We start from the raw sequence: 20,429 nt of genomic DNA, 5'->3' as shown, positions 1-20,429 counted from the left end.
GGCGGTCCGGTGTGGCGGCGCGGCTCAGGAGGCGGGCTGGCGCCCGCCGTTGTCCGGGTACGCCTCTTCGCGGTGGAAGCCGAGGGACCGCATGACGGGGAAATCGTTGAAGGAGAACAGGCAGGCGTCCTCGGACTCGTCGAGGTTGCGGTGCTCGTGCCAGGCCCACGAGGGGACGCAGAAGACGTCGCCCTGCTTCCACTCGAAGCGCTGCCCGGCGACGACCGAGAACCCGAGGCCCTTGGCGACGGTGTAGATCACCGACCCGGTGTGGCGGTGGGCCCGCGTGGCCTGGCCGGGGCGCAGCAACTGCATGTGGGCGCTCATGGTGGGCATGACCGAGCCGCCGGTCACCGGGTTGGTGTACTCCGCGATGACCCCGTCGTACGGGGAACCCTCGGTGGCCCTGGCCAGACCGCGCAGGGCCTCGTAGGTCTGCTCCCAGGGGTAGGCCAGCAGCGGGGAGTACGGGCGGGTCCACTTCTCGGAGCCGTACGGGAGCAGGTTCGCGGCGTAGGTCAGGACCGAGGAGTTCACCACCTTCCCGGGCTTCTGGTACAGCTCGGGGTGCACCTCGTAGAACCCGGCGTCCAAGGCGTTGACCAGCGGGATGTCGAGGCCGTCCTGCCAGATCACCGGGGCGTCGGAGGCGTCGTTGCCGTGCTCGTGCCAGGTGCCGTTCGGGGTGATGGCGAAGTCGCGGGGCCCCACCTTCAGCTTCTGGCCGTCCACGATCGTCCACGCTCCGGTGCCCTCGTGCACGAAGCGCAGCGCCGCGGCCTGGTGGCGGTGGGCGGTCATGGCCTCCCCCGGGCCCATGATCTGCAGGCCGGTGTAGAGGAGTCCGGCGGCGGCACTGACCTCCCTGCGGCCGGGGTTGACCAGCATCACGACGCGGCGGCCCGCGTCATCGGCCCGGACGAGGCCGAGCGCCTTGTGCACCAGGGGCCGCAGTTCCTCGTAACGCCACAGCACGGGAACGGACTTGGGCTGCGGGTACCAGGGCTCGATGTCGTTGGCCACCGTCCACAGAGCACCGGCTTCGAGCGCTTCGAGCTCGCCGTAGTAAGCGGTGAGTTCGGGGGTGTCGGAGACCCGGGCGCGGCCGAGTGCGGTGTCGTCCTGGTCGGTGGTGGTCATGCGTCCTCCTCGGGAGCGGCGGCGGCCGGCAGGGCCGTGGGCGGGGCGGTGAAGGTGACCGGCGTGCGGGGCCGGTTGTCCACTTCGAGACGGAAGACGTCGAAGCGGTTGTAGTGCCCGGTGATGTCGTGCATCTGCTTCGGCTGGATGCACCGGTTCAGGTCGATCTCGGCGTAGACGATGCCCTCGGCGTCGACGAGCGGCTCCGTGACCGGGCGGCCGTCGGGCCCGAAGATGCCCGACAGGGCGCTGCGCGGCCGGGCGAACAGGGCCCGGACCGCCTCGTCCTCACCGGCGACCGCATCGACGATCTCCGGGGAGACGGCGGAGCAGGCGACGACGGAGAAGACCTTGCCCTCGAAGCTGTGGGCCGCGGTCCGGACCGCGATGGCTTCGGCCATGTCGTAGTCGGCCGGAGCCACCGGAAGCGCGATGTAGCAGGCGGCGTGCACGAGTTCGCCCTGCGCCAGCAGGGTGAAGCGTGCCAGGGTGTTGGTGTTCTCCCCGCACGCCAGCGCCCCGATCGGGCCGACGGGGGTCTGGTGGACGCGCAGGGAACTCCCGTCGCCGCCGGTCCAGGTGAGCTTCTCCGCCCAGGTGGGCACCAGCTTGCGGTGCACACCGAGCAGTTCGCCGTCGGGGCCGATGGTCAGCAGCGTGTTGTAGAGCACGCCCAGGCTGTGCGGGGCGCGTTCGTTGACGCCGATGACCAGCACGACCCCGTACTGGCGGGCCGCCGCGCGCAGGGTGTCCACGTGCGGTCCGGGCACGTCGATGGACGCGCGCTGCAGGCGCTCGAACCAGGGCGAGCCCTGGACCGGGTTCATCGTCCAGTTCCAGTACGGGTAGCCGGGCACGAACGCCTCGGGGAAGACGACGAGTTCGGCACCCTTCCCGGCGGCCTCGGCGATCAGGGACACGGCCTTGTCGACGGTGGCTGCGGGATCGAGGTAGACGGGAGCCGCTTGGACGGCGGCCGCGGTGAAGCGGGGCAGGCCGTTCGGGGGGCGGGTGTCACGGATGTCGCTGGTGTGGTGCTTGTCGCGCTGGTTCATGTGGTCCGGGCCGTTCCGCTCAGAGGGCCGGCGCGGCGACGCGCGGCAGCCATCGCTGGTGCACCGGTGCGGCGGGCTGCCGCAGCAGTTCGAGGCGCGGCGGCACCCGGTCGGTGCGCGCGGCCGGCGGTCGCGCGCTGCCGGCCCGCCAGGAGCGGGCCCACGGCGCGGCGGGCCCGCGGTACCCCTGGGCCACGGCCGCGTGCAGGGTCCACAGGGGGTCGTGGAGCTGGGCGCGGCCCACCGCGCACAGGTCGGCGCGGCCCGCCAGGATCACCGAGTTCACGTCGTCGTAGGTGGAGATCGCACCGACGGCGATGGTCGCCACCCCCGTGGTGTTGCGGATCAGGTCCGCGTACGGGGTCTGGTAACTGCGGCCGAAGGCCGGCCGCTCGTGGGCGACGACCTCACCGGTCGAGACGTCGATCGCGTCCGCCCCCGCCGCGGCCAGGGCGCGCGCGATGTGTACCGCGTCCGCCTCGTCGAGGCCCCCCTCGGCCCAGTCGGCGGCCGAGACGCGGACCAGGAGGGCCTTCCCGGCCGGCCACACCGCGCGGACCGCGCCCAGCACTTCGAGCGGGAAGCGCAGCCGGCCCGCCACGGGCCCGCCGTACTCGTCGGTGCGCCGGTTGGTCAGCGGGGAGAGGAACCCGGACATCAAATGACCGTGCCCGTACTGGAGTTCCAGCACGTTGAAGCCGGCCCGGTCGGCGCGCTCGGCCGCGCGCACGAAGTCCCGTACGACCAGGTCCATATCGGCGCGGGTCGCCTCGCGGGGCACCTGCCCGTTCTCGTCCCAGGGCAGCGGGGAGGCGGCCAGCAGCGGCCCTCCGGCGGCCCGCCGGCCCGCGTGGGTGAGCTGGATGCCGAGGCAGGTGTCGGACTGGCCGTGCGCGAAGGAGGTGATCCGCCGCCAGGCGGCCTCCTGCTCGTCGGTCCACAGACCGGGGCAGCCCGCATCGGTCCGGCCGTCGGCGCTGACCGCCGTCATCCCGGCGATGACCAGGGCCGCACCGCCGAGGGAATGGGTGCCCAGGTGGACGAGGTCGAACTCGCCCGGGACCCCGTCGACGGCCGTGGACAGGGCCATCGGCGGGACGACGATCCGGTTGCGCAGCCGCAGGCCGCCGATCCGGAAGGGCCGAAACATGGGCGGGACCGGCGCCGTGGAGTTGACGGCGGTGGTGAACTCCTCGTCGCGCACCCTCAGGTTGTCGTAGGTGACCCGGCGGCTGCGGGTCAGCAGGTTGAAGGCGAACTGCTGCGGGTCCTGGCCGGTGTACCGGTCGATGTTCTCGAACCACTCCAGGCTGGCCTGCGCCGCCCGCTGCGTGGATTCCACCACCGGCCTGCGCTCGTCCTCGTAGGCGGCCAGCGCGCTCTCCACGTCGGGGTGTTCGTGCAGGCAGGCGGCCAGCGCGAGGGCGTCCTCCATGGCGAGCTTGGTGCCGGAGCCGATGGAGAAGTGGGCCGTGTGCGCGGCGTCCCCGAGCAGCACGGTGTTGCCGCGGCGCCAGGTGCGGTTGCGCACGGTGGTGAAGCGCAGCCACTTGGAGTTGTTGGGGATGAGCCGGTGGCCGTCCAGGTGCCCGGCGAGGATCTCCTCGCAGCGGCGGATCCCCTCCTCGTCACTGGCGCCCGGGGCGAGGTCTGCGCCGGCGGACCCGGCGAAGCCGCCGCGCTGCCAGGTGTCCTCGTCCATCTCGACGATGAAGGTCGAGCGGGTGTCGTCGTACGGGTAGGCGTGCACCTGGAGCGTGCCGAAGTCCCGCTCCTCGACGATGAAGGTGAAGGCCTCGAAGACCTTGTCGGTGCCGAGCCACATGTAGCGGCCCGCACGCTCGTCGAGATCGGCGCCGAAGGCGTCGGCGTAGGCGGCCCGGGTGGCCGAGCGCACACCGTCGCAGGCGACCACCAGGTCGTACTCGGCGGCCAGTTGCTCCGGCGGAGGAGCCGGAGTGCGGTAGCGGACGTCCACCTCCAGGGCGGCGCAGCGTTCCTGGAGGATCTGCAGCAGCCGGCGGCGGCCCAGAGCGGCGAAACCGTGCCCTCCGGAGGTGAGGGTCCGGCCGCGGTGGCGTACGTCGATGTCGCTCCAGCGGGCGAACTCCGCCGACATCGCGGCGTGGACGGCGGGATCGGCCTGGGCGATGCCGTCGAGGGTCTCGTCGGAGAAGACCACCCCGAAGCCGAAGGTGTCGTCGGGCGCGTTGCGCTCCCAGACGGTCACCTCCCAGTGCGGGGAGATCTGCTTGGCCAGGGCGGCGAAGTACAGGCCGCCCGGCCCGCCTCCGATGACTGCTATGCGCACGGGGCGCCTCCTCGGTTGTTCTCGATCAGTTCGGGGGCCTGCCGTCCGGCCTTCGTGAGGACCTCGCGGACCTCGGCCGGCCAGGGGGTGGTCCCGGTCGCACGGGCGGCGGAGTGGGCGATGACCATGCGGCCGGTGGCGGCCACCGTGCCGTCCGGGGTCGCAGCACCGTCCGGGGTCGCAGTGTGACCCGTGCCGTCCGGGCCTGCCGGGCCCGGCTCGCCGCGGACGGTGAAGGCGTAGTGGAGGGAGCTCGCTCCGACCTTGGTGACCCGCAGCTCGGTCCGCACGGCCTCGCCGAACCAGAGCCGGGCCCGGTAGTCGGCCTCGAAGTGGACACGGGGCGTGCTGCCGAACAGGTGCGACAGGCCCAGACGGCGCAACAGCACGGCCTCGGCCGCCTCGACCCAGCGGATCACGGTGGAGTGGTGGTAGTGGCCCGCCGCGTCGGTGTCGGTCCACTCGACCCGGCGCTCGACGACGACGCTGGGCAGGTGCGGCACCTGCGCCTCGGGGCACCCGGCGGCGCACCCGCCGTCGTCCGGGGCCGTGGCGGCGGCGACGGCCTCCGCCGGTCGTTCTCCCCGGGCGCGCAGTTCGCCGCGCCGGAGCTTGCCGGTCTCCGTACGGGGGAGCTCGGTGACGAACTCCACCGCACGCGGGTACTTGAACGGCGCGATCGCCGCCTTGACGTGCTCCTGGAGCTCGCGGACGGTCTCCTGGGCGGCCGGGACGCCCGTGCGCAGGACCACGTACGCCTTGACGAGCATGCCGCGCCGTTCGTCGGGGACCCCGACGACGCCGCAGTCCGCCACGTACGGGTGGTCGGCGAGCGCCTTCTCCACCTCGGGACCCGCGATGTTGTAACCCGAGGAGACGATCATGTCGTCGCTGCGGGCCACGTACCAGAAGTAGCCCTCGGCATCGCGGACATAGGTGTCGCCCGTGATGTTCCAGCCGCCGCGGACGTACGTGGACTGGCGCGGGTCGTCCAGGTAACGGCAGCCGGTGGGTCCGGTGACGGCCAGCAGGCCGGGCTGCCCGTCGGGAACGGGCACCCCGTTCCCGTCCACCACCGCGGCGCGGTAGCCCGGGACGGGTCGGCCCGTGGAGCCGGGACGGATGTCCTCGTCGGCCGCGGAGATGAACACGTGCAGCATCTCGGTGGCGCCGATGCCGTCGATGATGCGCAGCCCGGTGGCGGCGCGGAACTCCTCCCACACGGCGGCGGGCAGGGGTTCGCCCGCCGAGACGCAGCGGCGCAGCCCGGCCAGCCGGTCGGCCGCACCCGCGGCCAGGATGGCGCGGTAGGCGGTGGGCGCGGTGAACAGGACGGTCACCCCGTGCTCGGCGACGAGGTCGGCCAACTGCCCCGGCGTCGCGGTCTCGACGAGCAGGGTGGCGGCCCCGACGCGCAGGGGGAAGACCACCAGACCGCCGAGCCCGAAGGTGAACGCGAGCGGCGGGGTTCCGGTGAACACGTCGTCGGACCGCGGCCGCAGCACGTGCCGGGAGAAGGTGTCCGCGTTGGCGAGCACGTCCCGGTGAAAGTGCAGGGTCGCCTTGGGGCGCCCGGTGGTGCCGGAGGTGAAGGCGATCAGGGCCACGTCGTCCGCGGCGGTGTCGACGGTGGTGAAGTCACCGTCCTTGGCGGAGCAGCGGACGGTGAGGTCGTCCTCGCCGGGGCCGCCGTACGCGATCACCCGCGGAGCGGTGTACCCGGCTGGGCCGTCTCCGTAGGCCGCGGCCCCCTCGATCTCGCCGAGGTAGCGGTGGTCGCACAGGGCGACGGCGGGGCGGCTGATCTCGCACAGTGCGGCGAGCTCCGGGGCGCGCAGCAGCGGAACCGTGGTGACGGCCACGCCGCCGGCCTTGAGCACGCCGAACCAGGCGGCGACGAGCCAGGGGTTGTTCGGGCCGCGCAGCAGTACGCGGTTCCCGGGGAGCAGGCCCAGGTCCTCGGTGAGCACCTGGGCGATCTGGTTGGCGCGGTGGTGCAGTTCGCCGTACGTCCAGCGCTCTTCGGTGGTCAGCAGACAGGGGCGGTCGGGTCCCCAGCGCTCGACGGCGTCGTCGAGGAGGCTGCGGGCGCAGTTGAGCCGGTCCGGATAGTCCAACTCCGGTAGATCGAAGTGGAGTTCGGGCCAGAGGTCGAACGGTGGAAGCCGGTCGCGGCAGAAGGTGTCGGCGTGCGCCGAAGGGGAGAGCTCCATGGGGCGGCACCTCAATCAGGGAGCAGCGGGGGAGATGGGGCAAGTATCTCGATAATTTGGCGGACGTCAATTCCCCGCCATATTTCTGTGAGGTGTGGGGCTCTCCTCCGACGCCCTCACGGCGCCTCCGACGGTCCCCCCCCGGGGGGCCGCCTCGGAGCCTGCCCCGGGCATCCCTCGGGCCCGTCTCGGGCACCCTTCGGGCCCGCCCTGGGCCTACTTCGGACCCCGTCCTGGGGTCGGCCTCGGGGGCCTGCCCGCCTCGCCCCCCGGGCCTGCTTCAGGCCCCTCCCCGGGTCCACCTCGCCCCCGGGCCTCCTTCGGGCCCGGTCGGCGCCGACGGTCGCGCCGGTCGGCGGGTCAGGCGGCCGGCACGCGTACCTGTACGGACTTGCCGAACTCGTCGGCCTGGATGCTGAGTCGGCCGCCGGCCTCGGTGGCCATCAGGTGCACGATCAGCAGGCCGCGCCCGCTCTCCGCGTCCTCGTCCGCCTCGTCCCGCGGGTGCGGCAGCCGGGGCAGGGGGGAGGTGCCGTCGGTGACCTCCAGCTGGAGCCACCCGCATCGCAGGGAGACCTCGACGTGCAGGCGGCCCGCGGCGGCTGCGTGCAGGACCACGTTCCCGACGAGCTCGCTCACGGCCAGCAGGAGGACGTCCGCGATCTCGGCGGCGATGTCCCACCCTGCGAGCATCGAGCGCACGCGGGAGCGGATCAAGGGAACCGTCGCCGCGGTGGGCTCCGCGGCCCAGCGGCCGAAGCCGCGGGCCCGGGAGGCGGGTGCGGAGCCCGGGGTGTCGGGGTCGGCCGGGGTGCCGGGATCCGTCAGGGCGTCCGGATCGACCGGGGCGTCCGGGGCGGCAACGGGCCGGATGGCGGGCCGGGCGGTGGGGGGTGTGGAGGTGAGCATGGCGTGCTCCCGGAGGGGAAGGCGACGACATTCGCGCGGTGGCTCGTGTAACTGCCGGGGAACTGGGACTGCCCGTGCTCTTGTGGTCTGCGGAAACGCGTCGCTAGAGTCGTGATTACACGTGTAACACGCTAAGCCTCCTCCGCGACCCGCGCAAGCATTTCGGACATACGTTACGAAGCCTTGTCCGTCCTGCTCGTGCGGCCGCGGCTGGACCCACAGACCCGCACCTGGACCCGTCGGCCCCCCGGGCCGAGCAGATTGGAAGGGCCGCAATGACGCAATCGCCCCCCGCCGCGATCGACACCGCGGACATGACCTGGCCGCCGCCCCCGTTCCGGACCCCCGTGTCCGCCGTCGTGGACGCGGACGGGGTCCGCCGCTTCGAGGGGATCACCTACGCGACCTCGCCCGGCTACCGCCCCCGGCTGCTCGACGTCCAGGTGCCCGCCGGTGAGGGGCCCTTCCCGGCGGTGGTGTGGATCCACGGCGGCGGCTGGCTGGACGGCGACCGGCGCTATCCGCCGCCGACCGTGCCCGTCGAGCTGCTGCACGGCACGGTGCTGGCGGCGGGGCTGGCCCTCGTCTCGATCGACTACCGGCACAGCCTGGAGGCCCCGTTCCCGGCGCAACTCCACGACGTGAAGGCCGCGATCCGCTACGTCCGGAAGTTCGCCTCCGAACTGGGCATCGACCCGGACCGGATCGGGGTCTGGGGAGAGTCCGCAGGCGGCCACCTCGCGGCCCTCGCCGGCGTCGTCGGCACGGCCACCCCGGGCGTCGAGGCGCTGGAGGGCACGCACGGAGTGGGCAGCGGTGACACCGCCGTCCGCGCCGTCGTCGACTGGTACGGGGTCTCCGACCTGGTCACCCTCTCCGAGCACCCCATGCCGGACTTCCCGCTGCCGCCCGGCGCGGAGGCCTTTCCCGACCCGTACCTGGCCCTCCTCGGCGCGTCCGTCGCCGAGCGGCCCGACCTGGCGCGGGCCGCGAGCCCGGTCACGTACGCCGTCGAGGGGTGCGACCCGCCGCCGTTCCTCCTGATCCACGGAACCCAGGACGGGCTGGTTCCCTACAGCCAGAGCGAGGAGCTCGCCGAGGCCCTCGTGAAGGCCGGGGGCGAGGTCGTGCTGACCCCGGTGGAAGGCGCCGACCACATCTTCCTGGGCTCGCCCGACATCGGCCGGATCGTCGCCGACAGCGTGGCCTTCCTCGCCCGGCACCTGGGCGCCTGAGGTCCGGTAGCCGGCGAGTGGGGGCATCGCCGGCTACCTGCGGCGGGCGTTCCGGCACCGGGCGCCCGATACCGCCGACGGACGGCCGGATCCCCCTCGCGCCACGGGGGGAAGGGGGACCCGGCCGTCCGACGGCCCTGCTCCGACCGCACCGGCTGACGGCCGCACCGGCCGCACTGGCTGCCTTGGCCGACGGTCGGCCCGTCAGCCGGTGCAGCCGGGGACGGTGCCGGTCGGGCTGCAGTTGTTCGGCCGGTTGGCGCGGACGCCGTCGCCGTTCAGGGTCAGGACGCCGGACACCTCGAAGGTGCCGCCGCCGTCCCCGGCCCGGTTGTGCGTGAGGGTGTTGCCCTCCAGCGCCGTACGGCCCAGCGACTCCGGCCCGTCGGCGTAGTACAGCCCGCCGTCCTGCGCGGCGCCGTCCTTCGCCGTGGCCGTGTTGCGCAGGATCTTGTTGTCCCGGGCCGTCAGGCTCCCGCCGTCGGGTTGTCGATGCCGTCGCCCTGGGCGAAGCGGACCGGCCGCGCCCAGCCGACCACGCGCGCTCGTACCCGGCTTCCCGGCTTGATCCGCACAGGCGCGCGGACAGCCCGGACGGGGCACGCGGGCGTGCGAACGGCCCAAGAGGCGCGGCGGGGTAAGGGTGCGTGAAGGAGACACGGACAGACCAGGGCGCCTCGATCAAGGACTCCGGGCCAAGGACTCCCGGTCGAGTGCCGGTCGCCGTCAGGAGGTCGCGCGCGGGACCAGGATCGCCTCGATGTCGGGCAGGGGCCCCGTGCTCCCCGTTTCGATCAGCTCGTGCACGGCGTCGGCGACCGTGGCCGGCGAGACCACGTCCAGGCGGATCGAGGTCAGCGGGGGATCCTGGAGAGCGGAGAGGATCAGGTCGTCGGAGCCCACGACCGCCACGTCCTGCGGTACGGAGATCCCCTCGGCCCGCAGCGCGTGGAGGAGCAGGGCGGCGTACTCGTCGTTGTAGGCGAACACGGAGTCCAGCCCGAGCTCGCGCCAGCGCCGCGCCAGGGCCGTCGCGGACTCCCGGGTGTAGGAGAGCTCCACCGGGGTCACGGTGGCCATGTGGCGGGCGGCGACCGATTCGGCGCCGGCGAGCCGCGGCGCGGCGAACAGGCCGAGTCCGCGCTCCTGGGGCATGACCACACCGATCCGGGTCCGGCCGCGCGCGATCAGATGCTCGGCGGCGGTGGCGCCGATGAGGGTGTGGTCCAGGCCGATGGTGTGTACGCCCGGTACGGGACGGGAGGCGAAGGCGATCAGGCCCCGTACCCCGGCGCGCCGCAGCAGCTCGGCGGCCGGCACGGTGAGGCGGTCGCCGTCGAGGGCGATCACGGCCGCCGGACGCAGTTCGGCCCAGGCGCGGGCGGCGTCGAGGGGATCCGTGAAGCGCCCGGCGTGGAGCACCGAGGTGTAGCCGTGCCGTTCCAGCTCGCTGTGCAGGTCGTCGACCCAGTCGCTGACGAGGCGGCCGACCGCGGAGATCGACGAGGGCATCAGGACGAGGTTGCTGCGGCCGGCCCGCAGGGACCGGGCCGCGGCGTGCGGGACGTAGCCGAGCTGCTTGGCGGCGTCGAGGACGCGCGTGCGGGCGGCCTCGCCGACGCGGTGGCCCTGGGTGTCGTTGAGGACGAAGGAGACCGTGGCGCGGGACACCCCGGCGAGGCGGGCCACGTCGGCGCTGGTCGGGGACGCCGGAACCGCAGTGTCTTTGGCCATGACGTCGATCGACGCTCCTTGTGATCGGCTCGGTTCCTTCCCCTCGAAGGTTACACGAGTTAGATCAAGGGAGCGCGGGCCCGCCCGGATGCGCGGGCGGTGCTACTCGGGCCGGGCGAGCGCCCCCTCGTGCAGGCGCCGGGAGTCCCCGGCGAGGTCGTCGAGCGCGGTGACCACCGAGTCGAAGCGCATCGTGGTGCGGGTGTCCTTCTCGTACGGGGCCCACGCCGGCATGTCCGGATGGTTCGGGTCGCCGGTACGGACGAAGGCGATCCAGGCCTCGTGCATGGTGTGCGCGAGGCCGTCCCGGACGGCGGGGTCGAGCCCGGCCGTCAGGGGTGCGTGGGCCCACTGGTCGAAGTTGGCGAAGGCGAAGGGAAGTTCGAGGCAGTGGGCGGCCCCGAGCCGGCCGTCGTAGGCGGCCGCGGGGAGATCGAACTGGTAGGCCCACACCGGACGGCCCGCCGTGGCCCGCGCTTCGGCCAGCCGGAGGGCGGGGACACGGAACAGCTCGTCGGTGATGAGGTCCATCAGGACGCCGGCCGGGCCGCTCCCCGGCCGGGCGCGCTCGTACGCCGCGTAGACGCCGGGGGCGGCTTCGGGGCCGAAGGTGTCCGCGATCCGGGCGGTCACCTGCTCCCGGTCGGCGGCGCGGTAGGCCTCGTTCAGCGCGAATCCGAAGTTGGCCTCCTCGCGGGTCCATCCGATCATCACGTCGATGCCGGCGGCGGCGCCGTGCAGCAGGGCCTGGGCCGGGTGGCGGGGCAGGGTGACGCCGTCGACCACGGGCAGGAACGGCGTGGGCCAGTACCCCCACCGCGTCGTCCGGGCGAACAGCCCGCCCATGGCCCCGATCAGCTCGGGCCAGGGCACGGTGCTCAGCTCGGCCAGGGTCTTGACCCCGGCGAGCTCCAGGTACGCGGCGGTGCGCTCCCGGTAGGCGTCGGGCGCGGGGAGGTCCAGGCCGAACGGCGGGCTCATCAGGATCACCCGGCGGATCGACTCCCGCGCCCCGGGCAGTCCGGCGAGGGCGGCCGTGGACACGGCTCCGCCCGACTGGCCCGCGACCGTGATCGAGTCCGGGTCGCCGCCGAAGGCGGAGATGTTCTCCCGTACCCAGCGCAGGGCGGCGAGCTGGTCGGTCAGCCAGTGGTTGGCGCCGGAGCCCTCCGGTTCGTCCTCGGTGCCGGTGTACAGGTAACCGAGCGGCCCGATGCGGTAGTTGATGCTGACGACGACCAGGTCGCCGTTGCGGGAGAAGGTGGCGCCGGAGTAGTTGGGCAGCGACCCGGAGCCGGAGACGAAGCCGCCGCCGTGGATCCAGAGCAGCACCGGCCGCCGGGCGTCGTCGACGGCGGGGGTCCAGATGTCGAGGGTCAGGCAGTCCTCGTCGAAGGGCGGCGAGCCGTGCCCGCCGAGGACGGGGTCGCCGCCCTCCATGAACATCTGCGGGGCGCTGGGGCCGTCGGCGGTCGCCTCCCGGGTCCCGCTCCAGCCCGGATGCGGCTGCGCGGGCCGCCACCGCAGCTCGCCGACCGGCGGTGCGGCGTAGGGCACGGCCCGGAAGACGGCGAGCCCGTCCTCGAACGCGCCGCGGAGCGGGCCCGCAGGCGGATGTGCCACGGGGTGAGCGGGTTCTGGGGTGGGTGCCATGAGTCGATCCTTCCTGGGCCGCGCGCCGAACGCGTGCCGACCCGTCGACGATATGCCGCCAATTCTGCGACCGTCAATGTTTCGAGATATCCGGATGGGTGGGTGTGCGGAGTCGGGTGGCTCGAGGTGGCACGGTGCTTCGCTCCGAAATTCGGCTCCGCGTTGGCTCACCTGCGGGACAATGCTCGGCATGACGACTTGAAGAGCACCGGCGGGGCGGCAGCATTGGCGGAAGGTCGGGATGTGGGACATGGTTCTCGATGCCGACCGGCGCGTGTGTGCCGCCTGCGGAATGGCTGTCCGCTCCTACCAGTACCGCTTCCATCCGCCCGAATCCTCGATGTTCGAGCGCTGCATCGGACTCGTCTGGTGTTCCGGTTGCAGGGTCTACTCCGGAAACATGGTCCACGTCCCGCGCACGCGGATCCTCGTCGACCTCTTCGCCGCTCTGCCTCCCGAGCAACGGGAGCGAGTTCTTCGTTCGGAGACGCGGGTGGTCGAGTTCTTGGACCGTCAGGTCCGAGAGGGGCGAGGTTAGGGATCGGGCGGGCAGGGCCGCGTGCCGGGTCTCCCCTCCGCGGGGGCCCGTACGGCCCGTCGGAGGGGTGACCCGGTCGGACCGGCCCGGCGCAGCGGCGTTACGTCCAGAGGGTGTCGGAGGCCATGCGTTCCGCTTCCGTTTCCAGAAGGGGTGCGAACGCCCGCCACAGGAGGAGGCAGGCCCCCGCGGCGGCCAGCGCGCCGGCGAAGGTGTCGCTCAGCCACTGGGCGTGCTGCCAGGTGCGGCTCCACATCATGGCGCCGGTGTAGCCCGCGCCGAACAGCCACCACCAGCGCCGGCCGCCCGGCGGGAACAGCACCACCGCGGCCGCGATCACCAGGGCCACCGCGCTGAAGACCTGGCCGGACGGATACGAGCCGTCGTTGACCAGGGTCCAGGTGTGCGGGGGGCGCGGGCGGTCGGCCAACTGCTTGAGCGGTAGGACCACGAGCACGTTGGCCAGGACGGTCGTGCTGAAGACGAAGAGCGCCGACCGCCAGCGCCCGTACATGCACAGGCAGCCCATCACCAGCAGCGGTACGACCGTTCCCAGTGGCCCGCCCAAGCGGTCGAGCACGGTGGCGTAACTGCTGGCGGTGTCGGTGGGCTTCCCCTCCAGCGAAGCGGCCCAGGCGTCGTCGAGGCTTTGGAAGAAGGGCCGTTCGTCCACGCGGAGGAGCAGCCCCGTGAGCACGGACAGCAGGGTCAGGGCCAGCCCCCCGGCGAGGGCGTAGCGGGGCGGAGGTGCGGGGACGGGCCGTCGGGGCGGCCGGGCGGGGATCGGAGGCGGGGTGGCGGTGCGATCGGGGAAACCCGGGAAACCGGACACGGTGGAACCTTTCGAGGCCGCCTCCCCGGGTGAGGGGGGAGCGCGGGAAGGCGGCTGACGGGCGCGGAGCGCGGGGAGAGCGGGGAGAGCGCGGAGCGCGGGGAGGGCGGGGAGGGGTGGAAGCGCCGACGGGTGTGCGCAGGGGGTGGGCGGAGATGGGCGGCGGCTGCGCCGAGGGTGGTGGACGGAGCCGTCCGGGTCGCCCGAGCTCGCGGGGTTCCCGGCCGCCCTCGGGGCAGCCCGCGCCGTCGGGGGTGGCCCGAGGCGGTCGACGCATCACCCCGGGGCGCGCCGCCCCCGGGCATGCCGGCGGGCGGTCGAGGCGCAGGGGCGGGTGGGGTCCGCCGGGGTGCGGCGGTGCGGTGCGGAGTATTGCGGAAGCGTGACCGTCGCCACAAGGGCAAGAGGGTTCTCGGCCGGGCTGAATCCGTGCGGGGGCTGCATTTACCTGGTTACACGTGATCCACCTGGACTTCGTCCAGGGGTCACGATCTGTACGGAGACCTGCGTCAACCCTTGGCTAGACCGGGGGACGAGTGCTACACAGTGTCCATGCACGTGAAGTGACACGTGTAACAACGACATTTCGGCCTCGTGTCACTGCACGGCGCCGCACCGCACCGCGTCACAACCGCACCGCGTCACAACCGCACCGCGTCACAACCGCACCGCACGGCGCCACAACCGCACCGCTCCGCGCCACACCGCACGGCGCCACACCATGCACCGCAGGGCACCCGCACCCCGCACCTCCGCCCCACCCCGCACCCCCGCCCCACGCAGCACCGCATCCCCGCCACACCGCACCGCACCGCAGGCACTGCACCGCACCGAGCAATAGCCACCGCGCCGGCCGCCTCGCGCTCGGCGCGGCATTCCCCCGGCGACGCCCCCATGGGGCGACAGCGCCCCCGGCGTCGCCGCCCTCCCGCGCACCGCACCGGCGGTTCCCCCACGCCACCTCCCCGCTCCGTCCCCGAGGAGTCGTCATGGCTACGAACGAGATCATCGACCCGCCCGTCCCGGCGGATCCCGAACCCTCCCGCCAACGCGGGCTCCTGCTCCTCCTCTTGGTCGCGAACTCCGCGATGATGGCCGTCTACATGGGCGTCGGCTCGGTCCTCCTGCCCACCCAGATCGCCGACATCGCCGGCGACGACAAGGTCGCCGTGCTGGGCCTGATCGGCGGCATCAGCGCGATCTTCGCCACCGCCTTCAACCCGATCGCCGGAGCCCTCTCCGACCGCAGCGGCCGCCGCAACCCCTGGATCCTGGGCGGCGCGCTCGGCTCGCTCGTGGGTCTCGCCGTCGTCGGCAGCGTCACCACCGCACTGCTCGTCGGCATCGGCTGGTGCCTGGTGCAGGCGACCATGAACATCTACCAGGCCGCCGTCACCGCGATCGTCCCCGACCGGGTGCCCGCCGCCCGGCGCGGTACCGCGTCCGCCCTGGTGGGGCTCGGTCTGCCCATCGGTGGCACGGTCGGCGTACTGATCGCCTCCCAGACCGCGGACCACCTGCGCACCGGCTACCTCGTCTTCGGCGGGATCATCGCCGCGGCCGCGCTGCTGCTCAGCGTCTTCTGCCGGGACGTACCGAAGTCCGAGCCCGACCCGGACGCGCCCGCCGCCCCCAAGGGGGCCCAGCTCAAGGCCTTCCTGTCCGCGCTCGCCAACCACGACTTCCGGTGGGCCTTCATCGGGCGCGCCCTCATGGTCCTCGGGTACTTCTCCGTGGTCGGCTACCAGCTCTACATCCTGGACGACCACATCGCGCTCCCCGCGGATCTGAGCGCGCCCGACGCCATGGCGATCCTCACCCCCGTGTCGATGATCGCGATGGCCGTCTCCACGGTGGTCGGCGGGCTGCTGTCCGACCGCTGGAACCGCCGCAAGGTGTTCGTCGGAGTCTCGGCGGCGCTCGCCGGGCTGGTCATGGTGGTCCCCGTCGTCAGTCCGACGTGGCCGGGCATGCTCGTCTTCAGCGCGCTCAACGGCCTGGCCTTCGGATGCTTCATGGCGGTCGACACCGCCGTCGTCACCCTGGTGCTGCCGCGCGCCGAGGACGCCGCCCGCGACATGGGCGTACTGAACATCGCGAACGCCGGGCCGCAGATCATCGCCCCGTTCGTCGCCTCCGCCGTGGTCACCGCGCTGGGCGGTTACACCCCGCTGTTCCTCGTCGGCGGCGCGCTCTCGCTGATCGGCGCCCTGGCCATCCTCCCCATCCGCGGAGTGCGCTGAGCCCGCTCGGGCCCCCTCCCCTCAACCGCCGGGCCGCCCCTCCCGGGCGGCGGCCCGGTCCGCACTCCGGCGGGCTCGCGCCGAGGGTCGCGAGCCCGCCGGGCACCACCCTTGCCGACCCTCACCCCGTTCATCTCCTTCTTCCTCCCCAAAGGAGCGTTCCGTGCAACGCAAGCGAGTTCTGCCGTTGGCCGCCCTGCTGCTCTGCGCGCCGGCCCTCGCCGGTACGGTGCCCGCCGCCGCGGCCGAGCCGCAGGCCGGTCCGGCGCCCGCACCGGTACCCGCGGCCCCGCTGCGGATCCTGCTCACCAACGACGACGGCTACAACGCCCCCGGCATCCGGCTGGCCTTCGCACGCCTGACCGCCGCCGGACACGACGTCACCATCGTGGCTCCGCTCACCAACCAGAGCGGCGCCGGTACGAAGACGTCCAACGCCACGTCCGTCACGGTGCGCCACCCCGAGCCGAAGGTCTGGGCGGTGGACGGTTCCCCCGGTGACTCCGTGAGCTTCGGGCTCGCCGAGGTGTTCGCGGACCGGGCGCCCGATCTCGTCGTGTCGGGCACCAACTTCGGTCCGAACCTGGCCGCGATCACCAACCACTCCGGTACGGTCGGCGGCGCGATAGCCGGACTGGACGCGGGCATCCCCTCCATCGCCCTGAGCACCGGCGGCCTCACGGTTCCCGACCCGGTGACCACGGTCAACGCCATGGGGCCGACGCTCGACTTCGCGGTGAAGCTGATCGACCGGCTGCGCTCGCGGGCGCGCTCCGGTCCCCTGCTGCCCAAGGGGGTCGGCCTCAACGTCAACCACCCCGTCATAGGAGCCGACGGCAAGGGGACCCCGTCCGGTGTGGCCACCACCTTCCAGGACGCGCAGCCTGTCCTGAAGGTCGACTACACCGACGCGGGTGACGGCACGTGGAGGGTCGGCGTGGCGGTGGACCTGAAGAAGCCCGCCCGGGGCAGTGACGTGGAAGCCGTGGGTGCCGGGAAGATCGCCGTCAGCCCGATGAACGCCGACTGGAACACCGGAACGGTCGACTTCGTCTCCACCGCGGCCCTGCTCGCCGGGCTCCGCCCGTAGGTCTGCGCACCCGCCGGTCCTCCGGGGGCGGGTCGGGCCTTCGCGCCCTTCCCGTCCCCGGATCGTCCCGAACCCAGGAGCACGCATGCCACGGCCCCCGCGCCGGATCGCCCGGAACCCCTCGTCAAGTCCCTTATCCCGCACGGCACTCGGCCTCGCCGCGCTGATCACCTGGCTGATCTCAGCCCTGATCGCCGGCACTCTCCCGGCGTCCGCCTCTCCCGGCACGCCCGCCGCCGGCCGGCCGTCCGCCCAGCCCCGCCCGGTCGTCTCCGTCGCGCAGGGCGCGCTGCGCGGCCGCGCCCACGACGGTGCCCAGGAGTTCCTCGGCATCCCCTACGCCGCCCCGCCGGTCGGACAGAACCGGCTGCGCGCCCCGCAGGCACCCGGGCGCTGGAGCGGAGTGCGCGAGGCCGCCGAGCAGGCTCCCGCCTGCCTGCAGTTCTCGCCGTTCGGCCTGAGCGATCCCTCGGCCGTCAGCGAGGACTGCCTGTACCTGGACGTGTACCGGCCCGGCCGGACCCGCGCCGAGGCCCGGCTGCCGGTGATCCTCTGGATCCACGGGGGTGCGTACAGCCAGGGCACCGGCACCCAGTTCGGCGGGCGCACGATGGCGGAGCTGACGGGCTCCGTCGTGATCAGCATCAACTACCGCCTCGGTCAGCTGGGTTACCTGGGCCTGCCCGAACTGGCGCGGGAGAACGCGCTGCGCTCCGGATCCTTCGGGCTGATGGACCAGATCCAGGCGCTGCGCTGGACGCGGGAGAACGTCGCGGCCTTCGGCGGGGATCCGCGCAACGTCACCGTCTCCGGCCAGTCCGCGGGCAGTGGTTCGGTGTGCGGGCTGCTGGCCGCCCGCTCGGCGGCCGGCCTGTTCCACCGGGCCGTGCTGCAGAGCGGGCCGTGCACGCTGCTGCGTACCCCCGACCGCCCCCGGGCCGAGTCCGAGGCGCGGGCCTTCGCCGCCGGCGCGGGCTGCCCCGATCCGGCCCAGGTCGTGGCGTGCCTGCGAGCCGTGCCCGGACCTTCGCTCGTGAACGCGGCCCGCACGCAGGCCACTTCGGGCCCCGCGTCGGGTGACGGGGTGCTGCCGCGGGATCCGGCCGCCGCGATCTCGGCCGGGTCCTGGAACAAGGTCCCCGTCCTGATCGGGAGCACCCGCTCCGAGGCGCGCTTCTTCGTCGCGCTGACCCAGCCCTCCCTGACGGCCGAGCAGTACGCGCAGCAGGTCCTCGCGGGGTACGGCGCGGCCGGTCCGGAGGTCCTCACCCGCTACCCGGTCGCCGCGCACGGATCCGCGTACCTGGCGCTCTCGGCGGTCATGACCGATTCGACCTTCGCCTGTGAAACGGCCCGCACGGCGCAGACGTTCGCCCGTCAGGTACCCACCTTCGCCTACGAGTTCGACGATCCCGATTCGCCCACGCTGGCGGGCGCACAGGTCCCGGGCCTGGACGAGTCGAACGCACACAGTGCCGAGCTCGCCTACCTGCACGACTTCACCATGGGCGAGCGGCCCCTGACCTCCGTCCAAGTCGCCCTGGCGACACGGATGAAGCGCTACTGGGGCGCCTTCGCCCGCCACGGCGTTCCCGCGGTCGCGGGCCAGACCCCCTGGCCCGCGACCGGGCCGGGCGGCACCGTGCTGACCCTGGCGCCCACGGGGGACCGGCTCGACCGGACCTTCTCGGCCGCGCACCAGTGCGACTTCTGGCGCGACCAGCCCTCCCGGCCGCTCTGACGGGAGACGAGACCCGGTGGTCCACCCGGGGATGATCCGCGCCCGCGTCAACGCGTGAGCGCCGGGCTCATCCTCTGGTGATCACCGAATGGACGGCGGCCCGGGGGGGTGCCGCCACACCGCCGGATGCCCCGAGGGCCACGGTCCCCACGGGCATCCGGCGGTTCCCCGCGTCCACGACGCGGGTGCGGGGCGCGGGAGGAGGGGTGATCACCGCGCCGTGCGGCCCGTACGTGATGCCAGCATGCCCGTTCGGGCAACGGAACCAGGCGGATCCGTTGCACAGGAACGGGAGGTGGGAACGTGACTGCTCAAGCGGCGGGTACGACGGCTCGCTCGACGCCCGAAGGGCACAGGGCTGCGGAGGCACCCGCGGACCCCGCCGGTGTGGCGGAAGCGGCCGTCGGGAGGGGTCCGCGCCGAACGGATCCGGAACTGCTGCTCGCGGCCTCGGTGCTGCTGGCGGACGCGGCCCTCACGGCGAAGCAGGCCGGCGCCGAACTCACCGGCGCGCTCAGCAGCTGGCGCCTGGGGATGGAGGCACTGCGCCGCCCGGCCTGGGCCCTCGGTGCGGCGGTGTCCTGCGCGCGTGCGCTCACCAGTCCGGCGGGGCTAGGGTTCGGCGCCAACGGAGGGCTTGCCGGAGAACTGGCCCGGATCGCGGGGAACTTGACGTACCGCAGGCCTGCTGCCGTGGCCATGGCCGTGGACGCGTTCGCCCTGCGGATCAGGGCGATCGCCTCCGACCACTCCAATCTTGACTCGCCGCTCGCCAGGCGGCTGACCGACGCCATGGTGGCCGGCGACCGGCTGGAGGCGCTGTGCGCCACCCACGCCCTCGTCGAGCGCCTGGGAGTCACCCGGGCCCTGACCACGATGAGCCCCGTGGTCATGGAACTGTCCGCACTGCTCGGCCTCCTCGACGAGAACCCGGTCAACGACGAATTCTCCTGGGTGACCCTGGCAGGCGGGGTGCCGACCACGGATCCGTTCCTGGGGCTGCCGAGCGCCCTTCTGAAGTACCTCAATCCGGGCCCGGGCCGGGCCGAACGCGTGGACGCGGACTCCATCCTGGCGAAAGTACTGGCCACGTCCGGAAACGACATCGTCAGCTACGTCAACGACATCGGCGCCCTGGGCAACCACGGGCTGGTGCTGCTCCGCCGCGTCGAGTGTGCCGACGGCGCCGTACGGCACGTCCTGCTGCTGCCCGGAACGAGCTTCGGCCTCCTGAGCAACAGCACCCCGCAGGACCTGGTCGGAGCCTTCGACGGGCTGCTGCGCACCGATACGACCTACACGCGAGCCGCGCGCAAGCTGCTGGTGCGGGCCGGGGTGCCGGCCGGGTCGGAACTCATGATCGTCGGCCACAGTCTGGGCGGCATGACCGCGATGAACCTCGCCGCGGACGTGGAGGTCTCCTCCCGGTACCAGCTCACGCACGTGATCGCGGTGGGCTCGCCCATCGACGGCAAGCGGCCGGCGGACCACACCACACAGGTGATCAGCCTGGTCAACAACCACGACGTGATCCCCATGATCGACGGCCGCGGCCCGGCCTCGCCCAACGGCATCCCCGCCGACTGGATCGAACTGGCCTGGCTGGACGAGTCGTACGACTACCCGCTGTCGCACGCTCCGTAGGCCTACTCGGACACCCTGCGCGGGCCCATGGCGCACCACCGGGAGAAGGTCAACGCGCTCATCGGCGCCTACGACGGCCGCATCGTCGGCA

At 73.1% G+C, this 20,429-nt stretch carries 14 protein-coding genes and 1 pseudogene; 5 read left to right on the top strand and 10 right to left on the bottom strand.

Annotated elements, in window-relative coordinates; all coding sequences use genetic code 11:
• Nucleotides 1–24: 24 nt before the first annotated feature.
• The 6 genes and pseudogenes from ACZ60J_RS02785 to ACZ60J_RS02760 all read right to left on the bottom strand — a co-directional run bounded on the left by ACZ60J_RS02785 (nucleotide 25) and on the right by ACZ60J_RS02760 (nucleotide 7,628).
• The gene (locus tag ACZ60J_RS02785) at nucleotides 25–1,140 is read right to left on the bottom strand and encodes a cupin domain-containing protein (protein ID WP_469678422.1); all 1,116 of its coding nucleotides are present in this window, start codon (nucleotides 1,138–1,140) and stop codon (nucleotides 25–27) included.
• The gene (locus ACZ60J_RS02780) at nucleotides 1,137–2,195 is read right to left on the bottom strand and encodes a carbon-nitrogen hydrolase family protein (RefSeq protein ID WP_469678421.1); all 1,059 of its coding nucleotides are present in this window, start codon (nucleotides 2,193–2,195) and stop codon (nucleotides 1,137–1,139) included. Before ACZ60J_RS02780 ends, ACZ60J_RS02785 begins: the two co-directional genes overlap by 4 nt.
• Before the next feature lie 19 nt (nucleotides 2,196–2,214).
• Nucleotides 2,215–4,506 carry an oxidoreductase gene (locus tag ACZ60J_RS02775; protein WP_469678419.1) on the bottom strand — a complete coding sequence of 764 codons (2,292 nt, stop codon included), beginning with the start codon at nucleotides 4,504–4,506 and terminating at the stop codon, nucleotides 2,215–2,217.
• The gene (locus ACZ60J_RS02770; RefSeq protein WP_469679096.1) at nucleotides 4,497–5,102 is read right to left on the bottom strand and encodes an acyl-CoA thioesterase; all 606 of its coding nucleotides are present in this window, start codon (nucleotides 5,100–5,102) and stop codon (nucleotides 4,497–4,499) included. Before ACZ60J_RS02770 ends, ACZ60J_RS02775 begins: the two co-directional genes overlap by 10 nt.
• A pseudogene (locus tag ACZ60J_RS02765) lies at nucleotides 5,091–6,719 on the bottom strand (AMP-binding protein); the annotation flags it as partial. The gene ACZ60J_RS02770 and the pseudogene ACZ60J_RS02765, both read right to left, overlap by 12 nt.
• A 360-nt stretch (nucleotides 6,720–7,079) precedes the next feature.
• Nucleotides 7,080–7,628 (bottom strand): ATP-binding protein, encoded by a 549-nt coding sequence (locus tag ACZ60J_RS02760; RefSeq protein WP_469678418.1) that lies wholly within the window; start codon nucleotides 7,626–7,628, stop codon nucleotides 7,080–7,082.
• Nucleotides 7,629–7,903: 275 nt separating this feature from the next.
• Between ACZ60J_RS02760 and ACZ60J_RS02755 the strand changes: the two genes are divergently transcribed.
• Nucleotides 7,904–8,863 (top strand): alpha/beta hydrolase fold domain-containing protein, encoded by a 960-nt coding sequence (locus tag ACZ60J_RS02755; protein WP_469678417.1) that lies wholly within the window; start codon nucleotides 7,904–7,906, stop codon nucleotides 8,861–8,863.
• A 204-nt stretch (nucleotides 8,864–9,067) separates the two neighbouring features.
• Here the strand turns inward: ACZ60J_RS02755 and ACZ60J_RS02750 are convergent, their stop codons facing one another.
• From ACZ60J_RS02750 to ACZ60J_RS02735, 4 genes are all read right to left on the bottom strand, one after another.
• On the bottom strand, nucleotides 9,068–9,466 hold the full coding sequence (locus tag ACZ60J_RS02750; RefSeq protein WP_469678415.1) for a hypothetical protein: 399 nt from the start codon (nucleotides 9,464–9,466) through the stop codon (nucleotides 9,068–9,070).
• Between the two features lie 123 nt (nucleotides 9,467–9,589).
• On the bottom strand, nucleotides 9,590–10,597 hold the full coding sequence (locus ACZ60J_RS02745; protein WP_469678413.1) for a LacI family DNA-binding transcriptional regulator: 1,008 nt from the start codon (nucleotides 10,595–10,597) through the stop codon (nucleotides 9,590–9,592).
• A gap of 102 nt (nucleotides 10,598–10,699) precedes the next feature.
• On the bottom strand, nucleotides 10,700–12,250 hold the full coding sequence (locus ACZ60J_RS02740; RefSeq protein ID WP_469678411.1) for a carboxylesterase/lipase family protein: 1,551 nt from the start codon (nucleotides 12,248–12,250) through the stop codon (nucleotides 10,700–10,702).
• A gap of 638 nt (nucleotides 12,251–12,888) precedes the next feature.
• Nucleotides 12,889–13,620, bottom strand: coding sequence for a phosphatase PAP2 family protein (locus ACZ60J_RS02735; RefSeq protein ID WP_469678408.1), 732 nt, complete (start codon nucleotides 13,618–13,620; stop codon nucleotides 12,889–12,891).
• A 989-nt stretch (nucleotides 13,621–14,609) separates the two neighbouring features.
• Between ACZ60J_RS02735 and ACZ60J_RS02730 the strand changes: the two genes are divergently transcribed.
• The 4 genes from ACZ60J_RS02730 (at nucleotide 14,610) to ACZ60J_RS02715 (ending at nucleotide 20,338) form a co-directional block, all read left to right on the top strand.
• Nucleotides 14,610–15,863 carry an MFS transporter gene (locus ACZ60J_RS02730; RefSeq protein ID WP_469678406.1) on the top strand — a complete coding sequence of 418 codons (1,254 nt, stop codon included), beginning with the start codon at nucleotides 14,610–14,612 and terminating at the stop codon, nucleotides 15,861–15,863.
• 163 nt (nucleotides 15,864–16,026) lie between these two features.
• Nucleotides 16,027–16,953, top strand: a complete 927-nt coding sequence (gene surE / locus ACZ60J_RS02725; RefSeq protein ID WP_469678404.1) for a 5'/3'-nucleotidase SurE — start codon at nucleotides 16,027–16,029, stop codon at nucleotides 16,951–16,953.
• A gap of 85 nt (nucleotides 16,954–17,038) precedes the next feature.
• Nucleotides 17,039–18,694, top strand: coding sequence for a carboxylesterase/lipase family protein (locus ACZ60J_RS02720; RefSeq protein ID WP_469678402.1), 1,656 nt, complete (start codon nucleotides 17,039–17,041; stop codon nucleotides 18,692–18,694).
• Nucleotides 18,695–18,997: 303 nt separating this feature from the next.
• The gene (locus ACZ60J_RS02715) at nucleotides 18,998–20,338 is read left to right on the top strand and encodes a lipase family protein (protein WP_469678400.1); all 1,341 of its coding nucleotides are present in this window, start codon (nucleotides 18,998–19,000) and stop codon (nucleotides 20,336–20,338) included.
• The last annotated feature ends 91 nt before the right edge of the window (nucleotides 20,339–20,429 follow it).

Source organism: Streptomyces sp. NPDC104226, from assembly GCF_055584085.1.
The sequence above is the reverse complement of the archived record's forward strand: the minus strand, read 5'-3'. Positions and strand labels throughout refer to the sequence as shown.

What these genes read in the sequence shown, in the direction of transcription:
- ACZ60J_RS02785 (WP_469678422.1), bottom strand. Translation starts at nt 1,140, where the DNA reads ATGACCACCACCGACCAGGACGACACCGCACTCGGCCGCGCCCGGGTC.
- ACZ60J_RS02780 (WP_469678421.1), bottom strand. Translation starts at nt 2,195, where the DNA reads ATGAACCAGCGCGACAAGCACCACACCAGCGACATCCGTGACACCCGC.
- ACZ60J_RS02760 (WP_469678418.1), bottom strand. Translation starts at nt 7,628, where the DNA reads ATGCTCACCTCCACACCCCCCACCGCCCGGCCCGCCATCCGGCCCGTT.
- ACZ60J_RS02755 (WP_469678417.1), top strand. Translation starts at nt 7,904, where the DNA reads ATGACGCAATCGCCCCCCGCCGCGATCGACACCGCGGACATGACCTGG.
- ACZ60J_RS02745 (WP_469678413.1), bottom strand. Translation starts at nt 10,597, where the DNA reads ATGGCCAAAGACACTGCGGTTCCGGCGTCCCCGACCAGCGCCGACGTG.
- ACZ60J_RS02740 (WP_469678411.1), bottom strand. Translation starts at nt 12,250, where the DNA reads ATGGCACCCACCCCAGAACCCGCTCACCCCGTGGCACATCCGCCTGCG.
- ACZ60J_RS02730 (WP_469678406.1), top strand. Translation starts at nt 14,610, where the DNA reads ATGGCTACGAACGAGATCATCGACCCGCCCGTCCCGGCGGATCCCGAA.
- ACZ60J_RS02720 (WP_469678402.1), top strand. Translation starts at nt 17,039, where the DNA reads ATGCCACGGCCCCCGCGCCGGATCGCCCGGAACCCCTCGTCAAGTCCC.